A 13,200-nucleotide genomic window follows, 5' to 3' on the forward strand; every position below is an offset into this window, starting at 1 on the left:
ACAAATACGCATCGCCATTGGAACGCATCTCTATGAAAACAGTGTTTGACTGGTCTCCCGAAGAAAAGGCTATGGCGCTTCAGGCGCTTGAACGCTGCGAAACGGAAGCTGTTTCGTACGGACAGAGACAAAGAGCTATGTTTAATTCGGTCCGCCGCGTCGGCATTGTCGGGGGTGGCACCATGGGCGCTGGAATCGCAGTCGCCATGCTGAATGCAGGTTATTTGGTACAGATCGTTGAGCGTGACGAGGCTGCCGCAAATGCTGGGCGGCAACGGGTTCTGGACATACTCTCAAAAGATCTGGGTTCGGGCCGGATCGATCATGATACTCATTCGACGCGTCTAGCATCCTTTGGAGTGGCTCCACAGTACGATGTCTTAAATGAGTCTGATCTCGTGATCGAAGCCGTATACGAAAATCTGGACGTCAAGCGACGTGTTTTTGATGAACTTGATCAAGTTTGCAGGGAAACAGCTATCCTCGCCACAAACACATCTTACTTGGACCCTACGAGCATCTTCTCCGGTGTTTCCCACTCGGAACGTTGTATCGGATTACACTTCTTCAGCCCAGCAAACATCATGAAGCTTGTCGAGGTGATCCCAACAAGAGATACATCTGACCAAACCCTGGCCACCGCCTTCCAGATAGTTGGTGCCTGTCGAAAAATTCCAGTAAAGTCTGGTATTTGTGAGGGATTCATTGGAAATCGCATTCTGAAAACGATGCGGCAGCAGGCCGAACGAGTATTACTCTTCGGTGCATTGCCCGAGCAAGTGGATGCCGCGCTCAGAACATTTGGGATGAAGATGGGTCCATTTGAGGTGCAGGATCTTGCTGGTCTCGACATTGCCGCGCATCAAAGAATTGCAGCCAGAGAACGCGGTCAACTCGCCTTCGGACCAATTTCTGATCGCTTGTTTTCTGCGGGGCGCCTTGGACAAAAATCCGGTGCAGGTTGGTATGACTACGACGGCTCATCAAGAAAACCTGGTGTTCCTGAAAAGGTTCAGCGGGCTATCGATGAAGCAAGGACCGAAGCCAAAACTCACACGGCTACATGGCCTGACGAGGTCATTGTCGAAACTATACTTTTCTGCATGCTGGACGAGGCAGCGAAAATTCTTCAAGAGGGAATCGCCGCGCAACAATGCGACATAGATCTTGTTCAAGTTCATGGCTATGGATTCCCACGCGAAAAGGGTGGTTTGCTTGTTTTTGGTACTAATTATGGCCTTTCAAAGGTTGTGGGGCGCCTTAAAGAATTCAACGATTTAGGACTCATCGAACCGCCTTCCTCAGCCATGTTGCGCTTAGCTGACTGCAAGGCCTAATTGATGATGCAATCAGCGGAAAAAGGGCCACTGCCCACGGTGGGCGAGAAGTTACTAACCTGCGCCCTCACGAGACCGTCCGCCAATTCTCGCCGTCAGCTTTTGTGCAGCTTTCGCCAACTCCCGCTCAACATCTCCAACTGTCGTCCGACCTTCAAGATCGAGCCGCTCGAGGTATGGAACCGTCAGCGCAGCCAAAGCATTTTGCCTCGAATTAAGAATGGGGAAACTAACGGCCTGAACCCCTCTATACTGTTCGCTTTTCATGGACGCAAAGCCCTTGCTTGCAACGTCTGCGATCACTGCTTCAAATGTGGCGCAGTCTTTGGGAGACTTTCCCTCCATGCATTCGGTAACCCGCACATGCCGAACTTCTTCCTTCTGGAAGGCGACGAGCACCCGACCAGAAGCGGATTGTGGCACTTCGATCTGGGCACCGACCTGTACTGCAAACCCAATGCCGCTTGGTGCGTCCTGCTTGGCGATTACGACTTGGTTGCCCGCGCTGTAAACGGTCAGGTGGCAAGCTTGCTGTAACTGACTGGATAGTGACTGCATAATGGGCGCGGCCTCGAAAATCAGGCGCTCTGTCGGAGGGTGACGATGTGCCAACTCATACAACTTGGTTGTCAGAGCATAGACTTCATCATCGAGTGATACATAGTTCCGCCCGACGAGGCAGCTCAACATCCGATAGATTTCACCAACACTGCGGCCCAACTCCCGTGCTATATCTTTCTGGGAAAGACCGTCCTCTCGATGGCTGAGCAGCTCCAATATGTCCAAACCCTTTTCGAGGGCTGGTGCTGCGTAAGCACGGCCTTCGGTATCTGGAGAGATACCAACAATTTCACGTGACGTCATGTGCTTTTCCCCAAAACCATTCAACTTTTCTGAACCGAAGAATTCACCGATCGCAGGCGATTTATCGTTTCTACCCAAGTAGGTTTCGCCATTCCTAACCCCCTAGAACATAGCTCGGCAACCACAGTACGATCGAAGGGAACAGCATACACATCAGAAGGCCGAACATTTGCAGCCCGACAAATGGAATGCTGCCCTTGTACATCTCTTGAATCCGAATTTCAGGAGGAGCAGCCCCTTTCATGAAGAACAGTGCCAGTCCAAAAGGAGGAGTCAAAAAACTGGTCTGCAGGTTCATCGCCACAAGAATAAGAAACCAGATCATAATTGGGTTCGAGACACCTTGCCACGTTCCAATATGTCCCCCAAAATCCAGTAGAGTGATGATGGGCGCGAATATTGGAAGGATTATTAGCGTTATTTCAACCCAATCAAAAAAGAACCCTAGTATGAAAATTGTTCCCATTAGAACAAACAATATAGACCAAGGACCAACGTTCATATGCTCAATGAAGTTAATGATGAGGCTGTCACCACCAGTAGACTTGAATACAAAAGCAAAAGCCGTTGCTCCAACAAATATCCCAAAAATCATCCCGGTCGTAAGAGCAGTGCGTTTGCAAACATCGACAAAATTTATCCAGCTTAGTTTTCGATTGAATGCAGCAAGCAAAATTGATCCAAAGGCGCCTACTCCAGAAGCCTCTGTGGGAGTCGCAAATCCTAAAAGGATGGAACCAAGCACACAGAGGATCAAAAACGTAGGCGGCACAAAGCTGCGTATCACCATCATCCAAAAGGCATTTCGGGTGGGGGGTTTAATGTCGCTGGACATCGGTGGAGCGAGATGGGGCCAGAAACCACAAACTACAAGGATATAAATAAAATATAGCGCCGCCAAGAAAAGACCTGGAATAAAGGCTGCAATAAACAAGGTCCCCGCTGGGACAGCCATCAAATCTGCCATAATTACAAGCATAATTGAAGGAGGTACTAGCACTCCGAGGGTCCCTGATGCTGCTATCGTGCCGGTCGCCAATGGGATGTTATAGTTCGCACGCATCATGACAGGAAGTGCCATCATAGTGACCATTACCACGGAGGCACCAATGATACCGGTGGTAGCGGCCATGATCGTGCCTACTAACGTCACGGCAAGAGCAAGTCCACCAGGGGTTTTGCGAAACATTACCTGCAGTGCATGAAGCAGATCTTTTGCCGCGCCCGACTTCTCCAGCATCGTGCCCATAAAAATGAACATCGGGATTGCGACAAGCACAAGGCTTTCCATGGTGCTGCCGTAGATTCGGAGAGGAATGAGTGTTAACTGGCTCAGCCGGAAGGATCCTAAAGTGTCACCCAAGACTGCAAAGAGCAAAGCCACACCGCCCAGCACAAATGCAATTGGGTACCCGGTGAAAGCCAGAATCGCGAGTGTGGCGAACATCACCAATGGGAGGTAGGTTACTAGAATGTCCATGGAAGTTGTTCCTTGCGAACAGTCTAACCCGAAGCCACACGACAAACCGCGAGGGGCTGCATGCGCATGACACTAGGGTTAGGGGTGAGCAGATGGCGGCATGTCGTTCGCCGGGTCAGCGGGGTGAAGGTAGGAATGTGCATATGTACCGGAATCGCGCCTGAGTGAGGGTGGCCCCCATAAAAATACGACGCATCGCATTGCGACAGACATTCCCCCCAGTGCGATCAGTGCGAATCCTGCAGGTAACATACTCTTGATCAAGAACCGATGATCAAGACCCGTCTGTGCAGCAGATCTCTCCCCGACCGAATATGATCTGAGTGCGTTTTCGGTGCCGTATTTCATCACCACATAGCAATATGGGACCATGAACAGGATGCACCCGGCCAGTTCAATCTTCGCTCGTGTGCGCGGGGTCATGTTCTCGCGCAGGAGCTCGATACGAACATGAAAATCTTTTGTATACGCATATCCAAGACAAAGTAGAAAAAGTGCAGAATGCAGATGCCATTCGAACTCTTGAACCCTAGCAGCGCTTATTGTCCTATACCAGACAGTGAAGGTGAATTCGGGATATAGCGTAATAAGTTTGCGTTGAATCACATCGTACATGATTGAGGCAATTAGCAATGGAAGCAGAATAACGGCAGATGCCAATCCTATTTTACCCAACAGCCCCGAAATCCCGTCGCTTGCGCGCAAAAGACGCGTGTAGCGGCCTTCCCCTACACCCATTCGGTATATGAATAGGCCAGCTATGAAGGATGTCATTGCCACCAGTATGTACGAATTGTAAGGTACGAACACTTCGAAGTAGGCGATAAGACGTTCTGCTGCTTCATCTCCGCGTCCAGCTGCGCGGCGTAGTGTATTGAGTTCTCGGTCAGTAATGCTGAATGGTCCCGCAAAAAGTAACCCAAACCAACTGAGCAGCGATGCAGCAGCATAGGTAGCAGGCTCGGCGCGCATGATCGCTGCGACAAACAATGCTCCGAGAACGACCCCCAGCGTCGGCAACACCGCAAACGCGGAAAATGGCAAAATGACGATTATAAATGTCGCGACGAGAGCTACGATTGCAGCGAATGTTCCTATAAAGCGAAGCATGTGACCTCCCAAGGCTTCTAACCGCACGCCCAAGTCGGCGTGCGGTCCCGCATCATACTTTCGATCGCTAGGTTAGCGCAGGTATCCCAAGTCGCGCCAGATCGCATAACCCTCACGGAACTCTGAATAGCTCTCATACACGCGCGCGAAGTCTGCATCCCGGGCAGACTCTTCCTCAACGACCTCTTCCCACGCGGCCCTAAGAGCATCGAGTATCTCATCCGAATAAGTCTCAATGCTGACGCCCCGCTCCCTCAACTCGTTTAAGGCGTCCACTTGAAGCGCCTCACCTTCTGCTAATCCATAGGTGATGTTCGCGTCACAAACGGTAGAGATCTTCATTTGCGTCGCGTCATCGAGACTCTCCCAAAGGTCCAAATTAATCATTAACTCCAGAAACGTAGCTTGCTGGTGCCAGCCCGGGAAGTAATAGTAGTTTGCAACTTGATAGAACCCGAGACTGAGATCGATAGCTGGCATCGAGAATTCCGCAGCGTCCAATGTTCCCAACTCCAACGCTGGAAAGACATCTCCACCGGCCAGAAGTTGGGTCGATACACCTAGCTTCTCCATAACGCGCGCTCCTAAGCCCAAGAAGCGCATCCTGAGTCCGCGGAAATCCTCGACCGTTTCGATTGGTTCACGGAACCAGCCGGCTGCTTCAGGGGCGATGATACCACAGAAAAGTGACTTTATGTTGTGGGGCTCATAGAGCTCATCAAACAACTCCTGGCCACCGCCGAATTTGATCCAAGCTAGATACTCGCCTGCCTCAGGTCCGAATGGCACAGCCGACATTAGCTGTAGGGCAGGTACACGTCCCGCCCAAAATCCGGGAGTTGACCATCCTGCCTCAATCGCGCCGGTGCCAACGGCATCGAAGACCTCGAGAGCTGGAACGATTGCGCCCGGTTCTTGGAAATTGACGGTGATCTGGCCATCAGTGATATGCCCGATTTGATCTGCAATACGATGCCCCAGCGGCCCAAGCTGAATAAGCGCTCCAGGATATGTCGACTGTAGATTCCAAGTCTCCTGAGCGCTTGCATTACCTGCAAACAGGATACCAGTCATCGTCGTCACGGCAATAAAGTTCTTCATATTGATCCTCCCATGTCTCTGTTTCTGACCGCGGCGTTCTCACTCGATTATCCCATGAGCGACTCCAGAAAAATCTGTGCCGCCATTCGGCTCCGTGCATTAACGACGCTAGCCTCCCACTCGCCTGCGTCGACGAGCAACCTCTGCTTAACAGTTTCATATACGATGTCAATGTTGTTTATATGAAACTCATGAGGAACAATGCTAGAATGATCGCACTGAAGCGAAAAGCCAAAGGTTTTGCTATGCAGGTCGAGCCCACATCTTGATTAGTGAATGCTGTGAATGGGCTAAGTGCGAGACATGGCCATCCGCACCCTGGCCACCGAACTGGCAAAGGTGCCCGAAGTCGACCTGATGAAAAGCGCAGGAGCGTACGACTTTCACATGGTCATGCCCGTTGACGAGCAACGCCCACAGGTCGCCAACCCCGATCTTTCGAAGTGCCGGATCGTCTCAACCCGCGAGGGCGGCCTTCTTCAACACGAAGACATACCCGAGGCAGCAGTTGATATCGCGCGGCTCTCAGGGTTAGCGTCACAAGCCTTGCCACGGACTTTGCCGCCGCAATACCTTTGGATGTTTTGGGTCAAAGCCGCGCGCTTGTGCCGCTGTTATTGCGATGCCAAGTTGGCGGCGATACCCGGCGGACCTATTTCTCCGTTGGCCTATTTCTTTCCTGACCGGGCTACCCTGGAGCTGCAGCGGCTCCATGCGCAGCACTCGGGCCCCGGCATTCCTTTCGCGAAGCCGCGCGGCTGATCAAAAGCTTCCTCTCCTGCCACCCGCCCCATCACACCACGGTGCGCGGCAGGTTGGGAATACGCAGCCACGGCTCGAGAAAAGTCGAAAGGCATCAGGTGATCCCGTTGAAGCACTGCCCAAAGGCGGTTTGACGGTTTTTCTGGACGGTGCCCACATCCGCTGTCGACCAGAGTATCAGCAGCGACACCTGGATCTTGTGGTCGGAAAGATTGAAAGCCGCAATACGAGTCGGCGATTTGGCTTGGTCGCCAATGCGACGGCATCGCCAGGCAGCCGTATGCGAGAGGAGCTGTCAGGCTTTGGATGGAAACCAGGCCGTCTGTTGACGGTAGATGCAGATCGTCTCGTTCGAAGACCTGTTCGGCGGCAAGCTCCACGCAGCGGTTGATCGCCAGCACCCGCGCGATCTCTATTACGTCAAGCTGCTCTACGAGAACGAAGGGCTGACAGGCGATCTGTTCCGCACCTTCCTGATCTATGTCGCAAGCTCACCGCACCCTGCGCATGAACTTCTAAACCCGAACCTGATCGATCTAGATCAGCCCTATGCGCAGCAATTCGAGGGCATGACCAAGACGCCCGTCGCGCTCGGCGAACTGCTGGAAACCCGCAAACGGCTGGTCGCTGATATCCGGTCGCGCCTCGATGACAACACAAAGCGCTTTCTCCTTAGCCTGCATGACGGCACGCCTGAATTCGAGGCCATTGACCGCCTGCAGACGGCCGATCTGCCCGCCGTCAAATGGAAGCTGCTCAACCTCCGCAAGCTGATGGAACGAACGCCGGTAAACATGCCGCACAGCGCGCCGCACTCGCCAAATTATTTGGCTGATCCTGACTTCGCCGGCACCGAACCGGCGCCGGGGCGTTGCGGGGTGTCCCCGCTGGAAGGGTAGCGGAAAAGCGCCAGAGGCGGGTTGCAGCGACGGGAAGGCTTTCCCTCTCCCATGCCAACCGGGAACAACCGCGAGTCCGGCTTGCCGGCCTAGAGATAATGCCGAAACGACAATGTTTTGAACTAACCTCTTGTATTACCGTTAAAGTCTCGCCGACATCATCGGCAAACGAAAGCGTCACGGGATATCCGTCCCGATAAATGCAGGTGTTGAAGTTTAGCTTTGTTAGGAAAAGGGAGGTTTCGAGCACCTGCTCTACCCAAACCAGGAGGACCCGGGTGTGCGGCTAATCATCCGGTCGTATGTCTCTTGCTCGGGCTCTTCAGAAAGCTCGAATCGTGACGCTGCGTCACCTAGGTGGAGTAGGGAAAGTGCGAAATCGTGAACTTCCGAGACCAGTGCGTGCTCGATGCAGGGTTCCTTGAACCAGATACCGGCGTCATGTTCACGCGTTGCTTTCCTTCTAACCAGTTCGGCATCCATTGCCGGAATCGAGGACCGGGGTATCTCTATCGGCGGTCGGCCAGATGTTTTGAAGTAGGCCCCTGTACGCAAAGCAGGATCGCTCGACCAGGCCCAATGAATAAAGCCGTCGATTGACTTAACAAGGACGGTGCGGCGCTCGGTGTACTGCAGCCAACGTAGCGTGGCTGCGATCAGTGATACGCCGTAGCGATCAGCGCAAGCCCCAATGGCATCCAGATCGGGCTGTGCTTTTGGTGCAATCTGTCTGCGAAAGTCATCTAACGGCATGAGGAGGTTTGCTGCGAACTCGTTCGCCTCTTTCTCGATCTGTCGGTACTGGCTGTCCCAGCGCTCCATATCGTCGGTGCTGCACCGGATGCCGTCGGGATGATCCTGTCTGTGCAAGAGATAATGGCCGAACTCATGGGCAAGCGTAAAGTTGATGCGTCCAGCCGATGCAGTGTCGGAATTGTAGAAGATACCCCAGCCTTTTTCACCGGGCGGAGCCTTGATGAGCGCGCCTTCAAAGCCAGGAAGCGTGCGCCCCTGCACAAGGCTTATCGGATCATCAGGAAAGCGTTGCCTGGAAAAGTCTTGCGCAAGCTCCCGAACATTAACCGGAAAGCGGTCGTCGCCACCCAAAGTGTTCAAGATGATGGTCAGGTCGTATGCCCATCGTTGTGGCGACTTCGGCTTTGTCATCCGGGCTTACCCCACAGCTTCACCATCTCACGGATTTTCTCTTTGGTGTCAGGATCCATGTGTCTGTACTCGCGATAGAACTGAACATCGACCGCATCTTCCTCTGTGATCGTCTGCTTTTCATCGAGGAGATATTCAATAGTAACCCCAAGAACTTCTGCAATTTTAGTCAGTTTTTCCGCCGATGGGCGCGGCGGATTCTTGTTCTCCAGCTCCCAAATGTAGCTTTTGCTGGAGTCCGAGAGATCAGCGAGTTTGTCGAGCGTAAGCTTTTGTTCCTTCCGTAAGCGGCGAATTTTTCCTCCCAGGCCGTTGGTCATGTGGCGGCTTCTCCCATCATCTTTTTGTTCGGTAAAGGCATACTTTACATGCTTGACTTCCGACTTTCAACAGATATATGGTGTTCGGAATAGACATACTTTTTATGCCTGAACCCCCAACTAACAGGAGGCAGGGAAAACATGAGCAAGGGACCGAAGACCCATCACATCGCGCCGAATCCGGCAGGCGGATGGGATGTTAAGCGTGGCGGCGCATCACGCGCCAGCAGCCACCATGACACTAAGCAGAGCGCCGTCGATCGCGGACGTGAAATCCGCCGCAACCAACAAAGCGAACTGCGCATCTACAACCGCGACGGACGGATCGCCAGCAGCGATAGCCACGGTGGCGACCCGTTCCCGCCCAAAGGCTAAACAGAAAGGACACAGCCATGGCGAAAGACGAAAAAGGCAAACCCGAGAAAGAATACACGATTGTCGTGAACGGCCGCGAGAAGACGGTGACGGCAACCGAGCTTGGTCAGGACGATCTGGTCGCCCTCGCCTATGAGAACCCTCCCACCGGCGCGATGATCTGCTTCACGATCACTTACCGGCGCGGCCAAGGCAACAAGCCCGAGGGCACGCTGGATGAAGGCGAGACGGTGAAGCTGAAGGAGGGCATGATCTTCAATGTCACAGCAACTGATAAGTCGTAACGCCGATCTGAAGGCCCTCGAAGAAGACGGATACGAGGTGGCTATAATGGCTAGCCACCTCGTTATCTTCAACGTACCTTACGTGAGTGCAAACCGCGAAGTTAAGCGCGGCATGCTCGTGTCCGTTCTGCAGATGAATGGGGGCGAGACGATTAAACCGAGCGACCACAAGGCATACTTCGCCGGTGAACATCCTTGCGATTCGGCCGGCCACCCGCTCGAACCCATCAGGCATTCAAGCAAACGTCAGACCCTCGGCAAGGACATAACGGTAGACCACATGTTTTCGGCAAAACCGAAAGAAGGCTATCGCGACTACCAGCACAAGATGACAACCTATGTTGAGATGATCGCCTCGCCTGCGCGGAAAATCGACCCGACGGCGGATGCGCGAACGTATGTGGTGGCAAATTCCGATGAACCCGATCCGGTGTTCAACTACCATGACACGGCTTCGACACGAGCCGGGATCGGTGGACTTTCAGAAAAGCTGGCAATGAGCAAAGTTGCCATAGTCGGTCTAGGCGGCACGGGCTCATACGTGCTCGACCTGATTGCCAAAACGCCCATCCGTGAGCTGCACCTCGTCGATGGGGATGATTTCCTGCAGCACAACGCATTCCGCAGCCCCGGCGCGCCGAGTATCGAAACCCTGCGAGAGCGGAAAAAGAAGGTGGATTACTTTGCTGCGCTGTATGAGCCCATGCGTAAGGGCATCATCCCGCATCCAGTGTACCTCGACGAGGCGACCGCGACTCTGCTGGACAAGATGGATTTCGTCTTCGTTTGCGTTGACTCAGGTGCAGCCAAGCGCCCGGTGGTCGAACGCCTCGAAGCAAAGGGCATCTCCTTCATCGATGTCGGTATGGGCATCCAGATGGGCGATGATGCGCTCGTGGGTGTGCTGCGAGTGACGCTAAGCACCGCCGAACACCGCGAGCCCCTGCGACGCCGTGTTGGTATGAGTGATGCGGACATTGACGATGCCTACGCCACCAACATCCAGGTGGCTGACCTGAACGCCCTGAACGCCACGTTCGCAGTGATCCGGTGGAAGAAACTGGCCGGTTTTTATGCTGATTTTGAAGGCGAACATTCCAGCAACTACACAATCGACGGGAACACAATCGACAACATGGACAGGCGAGATGGCAATTAAAAATATTTCACACCAGTTTGTGGGCGCGATCCCCGAACATATCAAGGAGGGTGTCCTCTACCTTGCGATGGATTACGCGACGGCCATTCACAAATGCGCCTGCGGCTGCGGGCGTGAGGTTGTCACACCGTTTAGCCCGACCGACTGGAAGATGGGCTATGACGGTGTCTCGGTTTCCCTTTCGCCGTCTATCGGAAACTGGAGCTTTCCCTGCCGGTCACATTATTGGATCAAGCACAGCAATATCCGGTGGGCGGGCGACATGACCGACGAACAAGTTGCCGCCGGCCGGCAACAGGATCGCCGCTCCAAGGATCGTTATTTCAAAACAACCGAAGCCGAGCCAAGGCAGAAAAGCGCTGAGACACCAACCGGCTTCTGGCAACGTATCGTGTATTGGTTCCGTCGTAAGTGATAAATGCTCCCCGCGCTTGTGGCCATAGCCGCCTCCCTTTCTTTGGCCGCGCCGGTGAACTTTTTCCAGCGCGCGCTGCTTCCACTTTTTGTGCAGCATGAAGCGCCAAGCGCTCTTGCTGCTGCGTCAAGAACAGCGCCTGGTCCTTCTGCGCAAGCGCCAGCCAGCGCGCTGTTCGCGAGCACGCTCTTCAATGGCTTTTTGCTGCGCGCGGGCCTGATCATGAGCTTGCGCGACCGACGATAATGATGCCGGGTCGAGCGCCTTCATCCGCGCGCGCATATTCTTAGCGGCTGACATCCTTGAAATAGCGTGACAGGGAATGCACATCGCCGAACCGGTCCACGACGGCAAAGGCGCGGCGATCGCCACGGGCAAGAATATAGCCCCGCTCTTCCAGCGCGTGCCGAAAGGCGACCGCGCTGTCCGCCTCGCGCCAAGCGGCGGTGATTTCTTCGCGCCGTTGCTCAGGCGTGACGCCGGATTTTTGCCGCCGGGCTTTCGCCGGACGACCTCATGCAAATGAAGCGGGTTGCGGGGACAGGATTTGAACCTGTGACCTTCAGGTTATGAGCCTACTGGCCCCATATCTACTATCTGCGTTCTTCTGTCGGCAGATGCCGCGTGGGACCATTCAATTATGTGGGGTCACGCCGCGCACCGGAAGAGCGGCATAGCCGACTGCGTCACGAAAGCGGCATAGGCTTACAGCTTTTCACCATTTTTGGCCCACCGCTCATGTGACATTCATGATGTCACCCGCCACATCCGAAACCGCCCCTGCCCTGTCACTTCCCGGATAAGCCCGCATGCTTCCATCCACTCCAGATTGCGCTGTACCGCGGCGCGGCTTGCACCGGTCAGCTTTTCGGCCATCGGCGCGGAGATCAGCGGCCATTCGGTCAACACGCGGCGCAGGGCTGGCGGTGTACGGCCTGACAGCTTAGCCATCGCAGCTTGCGCGCGTTGGTCCCAAGCTTCGATATCATCAAGCTGACGCATCGCGGTCAGAATCGCAGCCTCCATCCCATCGAGCCAACGACTGAGGCGGTCGCAAGCTGTGCCACTCCCGCGTAGCCCCCCTGCCCCGCCCATGGCAAGTGGTGCAAAAACTGCACCTTTACTCTGCCCAACTGCAAAGCGAGCGGCGGTGATCGCGGCCTCAGTCCGCCCCCCCTGCCCGTCCAGCCCCGCGAGTGCCCAGAGGTGATACCCCATGCAAGCCCGGCTTATCGGATGCAGTAGATGCGAAGCCTCCATCAGCTCTGACCAGCCCTGGGCGTGATCAGAGAATTGCGCATCCCCTTCATTCTTGTTGTCCGATTCATGACGGCCGAGGAATTCTGCCAACCCTGCCTCGGGACCTGGCCCACTGGTCAGTCTGCGCACTGACCAGCCCGCGCTGGCAAGGGCGCCCGCATCATCTTGCACACCAGACAGGCGCAGCCCGACCCACAGTGCCAGCCGATCCGTGCCAATCCGGTCCCCCGCAAACCAGCTCAATTCCGCAGCCTCGATCAATGCTAGTCGATGCCGCCACCCCTCAGGGCCGCGCAGCAGTCGATCATCCAACGCCCCAAGCTTGCCCGCAACATGCGCAAGCCGCGCGGCCAATCCGGCCTCGGCCTGTTTCCAGTCATCGACGAGCGTGACCTCTGATGGATCGGACCTTGGGCCAGGCGGCAGAAAATCCGGCTCGTCTTCAAGCGGTCCCGGCAAAAACCACAAATCTTCTTCAGGGGCAGATATGGCCTCGTCAGAAGGGCCAGGGCTTTCGCTCAATATGTCATGCAGGATTGGGCTTTCGCGCTTCATGTGCGCAAAATATACTTATTTTGCAAACTACCCAAGTGTTTTGTACGACTGCATCAGATCTACATATATAGCATGGCTACACGAGGTTGCACAGCTTTGCTCTGATTGCGCT

At 54.5% G+C, this 13,200-nt stretch carries 13 protein-coding genes and 2 pseudogenes; 8 read left to right on the plus strand and 7 right to left on the minus strand.

Annotated elements, in window-relative coordinates; all coding sequences use genetic code 11:
- The first annotated feature begins 32 nt into the window (after positions 1-32).
- Positions 33-1,337 (plus strand): 3-hydroxyacyl-CoA dehydrogenase family protein, encoded by a 1,305-nt coding sequence (locus tag ACTZWY_RS13445; RefSeq protein ID WP_444791220.1) that lies wholly within the window; start codon positions 33-35, stop codon positions 1,335-1,337.
- Between the two features lie 54 nt (positions 1,338-1,391).
- On the opposite strand, the gene ACTZWY_RS13450 is transcribed toward ACTZWY_RS13445, so the two are convergent.
- From ACTZWY_RS13450 to ACTZWY_RS13465, 4 genes are all read right to left on the minus strand, one after another.
- Positions 1,392-2,279 (minus strand): IclR family transcriptional regulator, encoded by an 888-nt coding sequence (locus tag ACTZWY_RS13450; protein WP_444791221.1) that lies wholly within the window; start codon positions 2,277-2,279, stop codon positions 1,392-1,394.
- 16 nt (positions 2,280-2,295) lie between these two features.
- A complete protein-coding gene (locus ACTZWY_RS13455) occupies positions 2,296-3,681 on the minus strand; it encodes a TRAP transporter large permease (RefSeq protein ID WP_444791222.1) in 1,386 nt (461 codons plus the stop codon).
- A 78-nt stretch (positions 3,682-3,759) separates the two neighbouring features.
- Positions 3,760-4,791, minus strand: a complete 1,032-nt coding sequence (locus ACTZWY_RS13460; RefSeq protein WP_444791223.1) for a TRAP transporter small permease subunit — start codon at positions 4,789-4,791, stop codon at positions 3,760-3,762.
- A 72-nt stretch (positions 4,792-4,863) separates the two neighbouring features.
- Positions 4,864-5,892: a TRAP transporter substrate-binding protein gene (locus ACTZWY_RS13465; protein WP_444791224.1), complete on the minus strand. Its 1,029-nt coding sequence runs from the start codon at positions 5,890-5,892 to the stop codon at positions 4,864-4,866.
- A gap of 588 nt (positions 5,893-6,480) precedes the next feature.
- On the opposite strand from ACTZWY_RS13465, the pseudogene ACTZWY_RS13470 reads away from it, so the two are divergent.
- Positions 6,481-6,997 (plus strand): annotated as a pseudogene (locus ACTZWY_RS13470) (ISKra4 family transposase); the annotation flags it as partial.
- A pseudogene (locus ACTZWY_RS13475) lies at positions 6,990-7,489 on the plus strand (nucleotidyl transferase AbiEii/AbiGii toxin family protein); the annotation flags it as partial. The pseudogenes ACTZWY_RS13470 and ACTZWY_RS13475, both read left to right, overlap by 8 nt.
- A gap of 319 nt (positions 7,490-7,808) precedes the next feature.
- Here ACTZWY_RS13475 and ACTZWY_RS13480 read toward each other — a convergent pair.
- Complete coding sequence (locus ACTZWY_RS13480) at positions 7,809-8,720, minus strand: ImmA/IrrE family metallo-endopeptidase (RefSeq protein WP_444791225.1); 912 nt, start codon at positions 8,718-8,720, stop codon at positions 7,809-7,811.
- A complete protein-coding gene (locus ACTZWY_RS13485) occupies positions 8,717-9,040 on the minus strand; it encodes a helix-turn-helix domain-containing protein (protein WP_444791226.1) in 324 nt (107 codons plus the stop codon). The genes ACTZWY_RS13480 and ACTZWY_RS13485 overlap by 4 nt, the downstream gene beginning before the upstream one ends.
- A 141-nt stretch (positions 9,041-9,181) precedes the next feature.
- Here ACTZWY_RS13485 and ACTZWY_RS13490 point away from each other — a divergent pair, with 141 nt between their 5' ends.
- From ACTZWY_RS13490 to ACTZWY_RS13510, 5 genes are all read left to right on the plus strand, one after another.
- On the plus strand, positions 9,182-9,415 hold the full coding sequence (locus ACTZWY_RS13490; protein WP_444791227.1) for a DUF2188 domain-containing protein: 234 nt from the start codon (positions 9,182-9,184) through the stop codon (positions 9,413-9,415).
- Between the two features lie 17 nt (positions 9,416-9,432).
- Positions 9,433-9,699, plus strand: coding sequence for a multiubiquitin domain-containing protein (locus tag ACTZWY_RS13495; RefSeq protein WP_444791228.1), 267 nt, complete (start codon positions 9,433-9,435; stop codon positions 9,697-9,699).
- On the plus strand, positions 9,674-10,858 hold the full coding sequence (locus tag ACTZWY_RS13500) for a ThiF family adenylyltransferase (RefSeq protein ID WP_444791229.1): 1,185 nt from the start codon (positions 9,674-9,676) through the stop codon (positions 10,856-10,858). The genes ACTZWY_RS13495 and ACTZWY_RS13500 overlap by 26 nt, the downstream gene beginning before the upstream one ends.
- The gene (locus ACTZWY_RS13505; protein ID WP_444791230.1) at positions 10,848-11,273 is read left to right on the plus strand and encodes a DUF6527 family protein; all 426 of its coding nucleotides are present in this window, start codon (positions 10,848-10,850) and stop codon (positions 11,271-11,273) included. The genes ACTZWY_RS13500 and ACTZWY_RS13505 overlap by 11 nt, the downstream gene beginning before the upstream one ends.
- Before the next feature lie 322 nt (positions 11,274-11,595).
- Entirely contained in the window at positions 11,596-11,799 is a 204-nt protein-coding gene (locus ACTZWY_RS13510) for a hypothetical protein (protein WP_444791231.1), read from the plus strand.
- 221 nt (positions 11,800-12,020) lie between these two features.
- Here the strand turns inward: ACTZWY_RS13510 and ACTZWY_RS13515 are convergent, their stop codons facing one another.
- Entirely contained in the window at positions 12,021-13,088 is a 1,068-nt protein-coding gene (locus ACTZWY_RS13515; protein ID WP_444791232.1) for a hypothetical protein, read from the minus strand.
- Positions 13,089-13,200: the final 112 nt, after the last annotated feature.

Origin of the sequence: Roseinatronobacter sp. NSM, from assembly GCF_052379845.1 — a bacterium.
In the GTDB taxonomy this organism is placed as follows: domain Bacteria; phylum Pseudomonadota; class Alphaproteobacteria; order Rhodobacterales; family Rhodobacteraceae; genus Roseinatronobacter.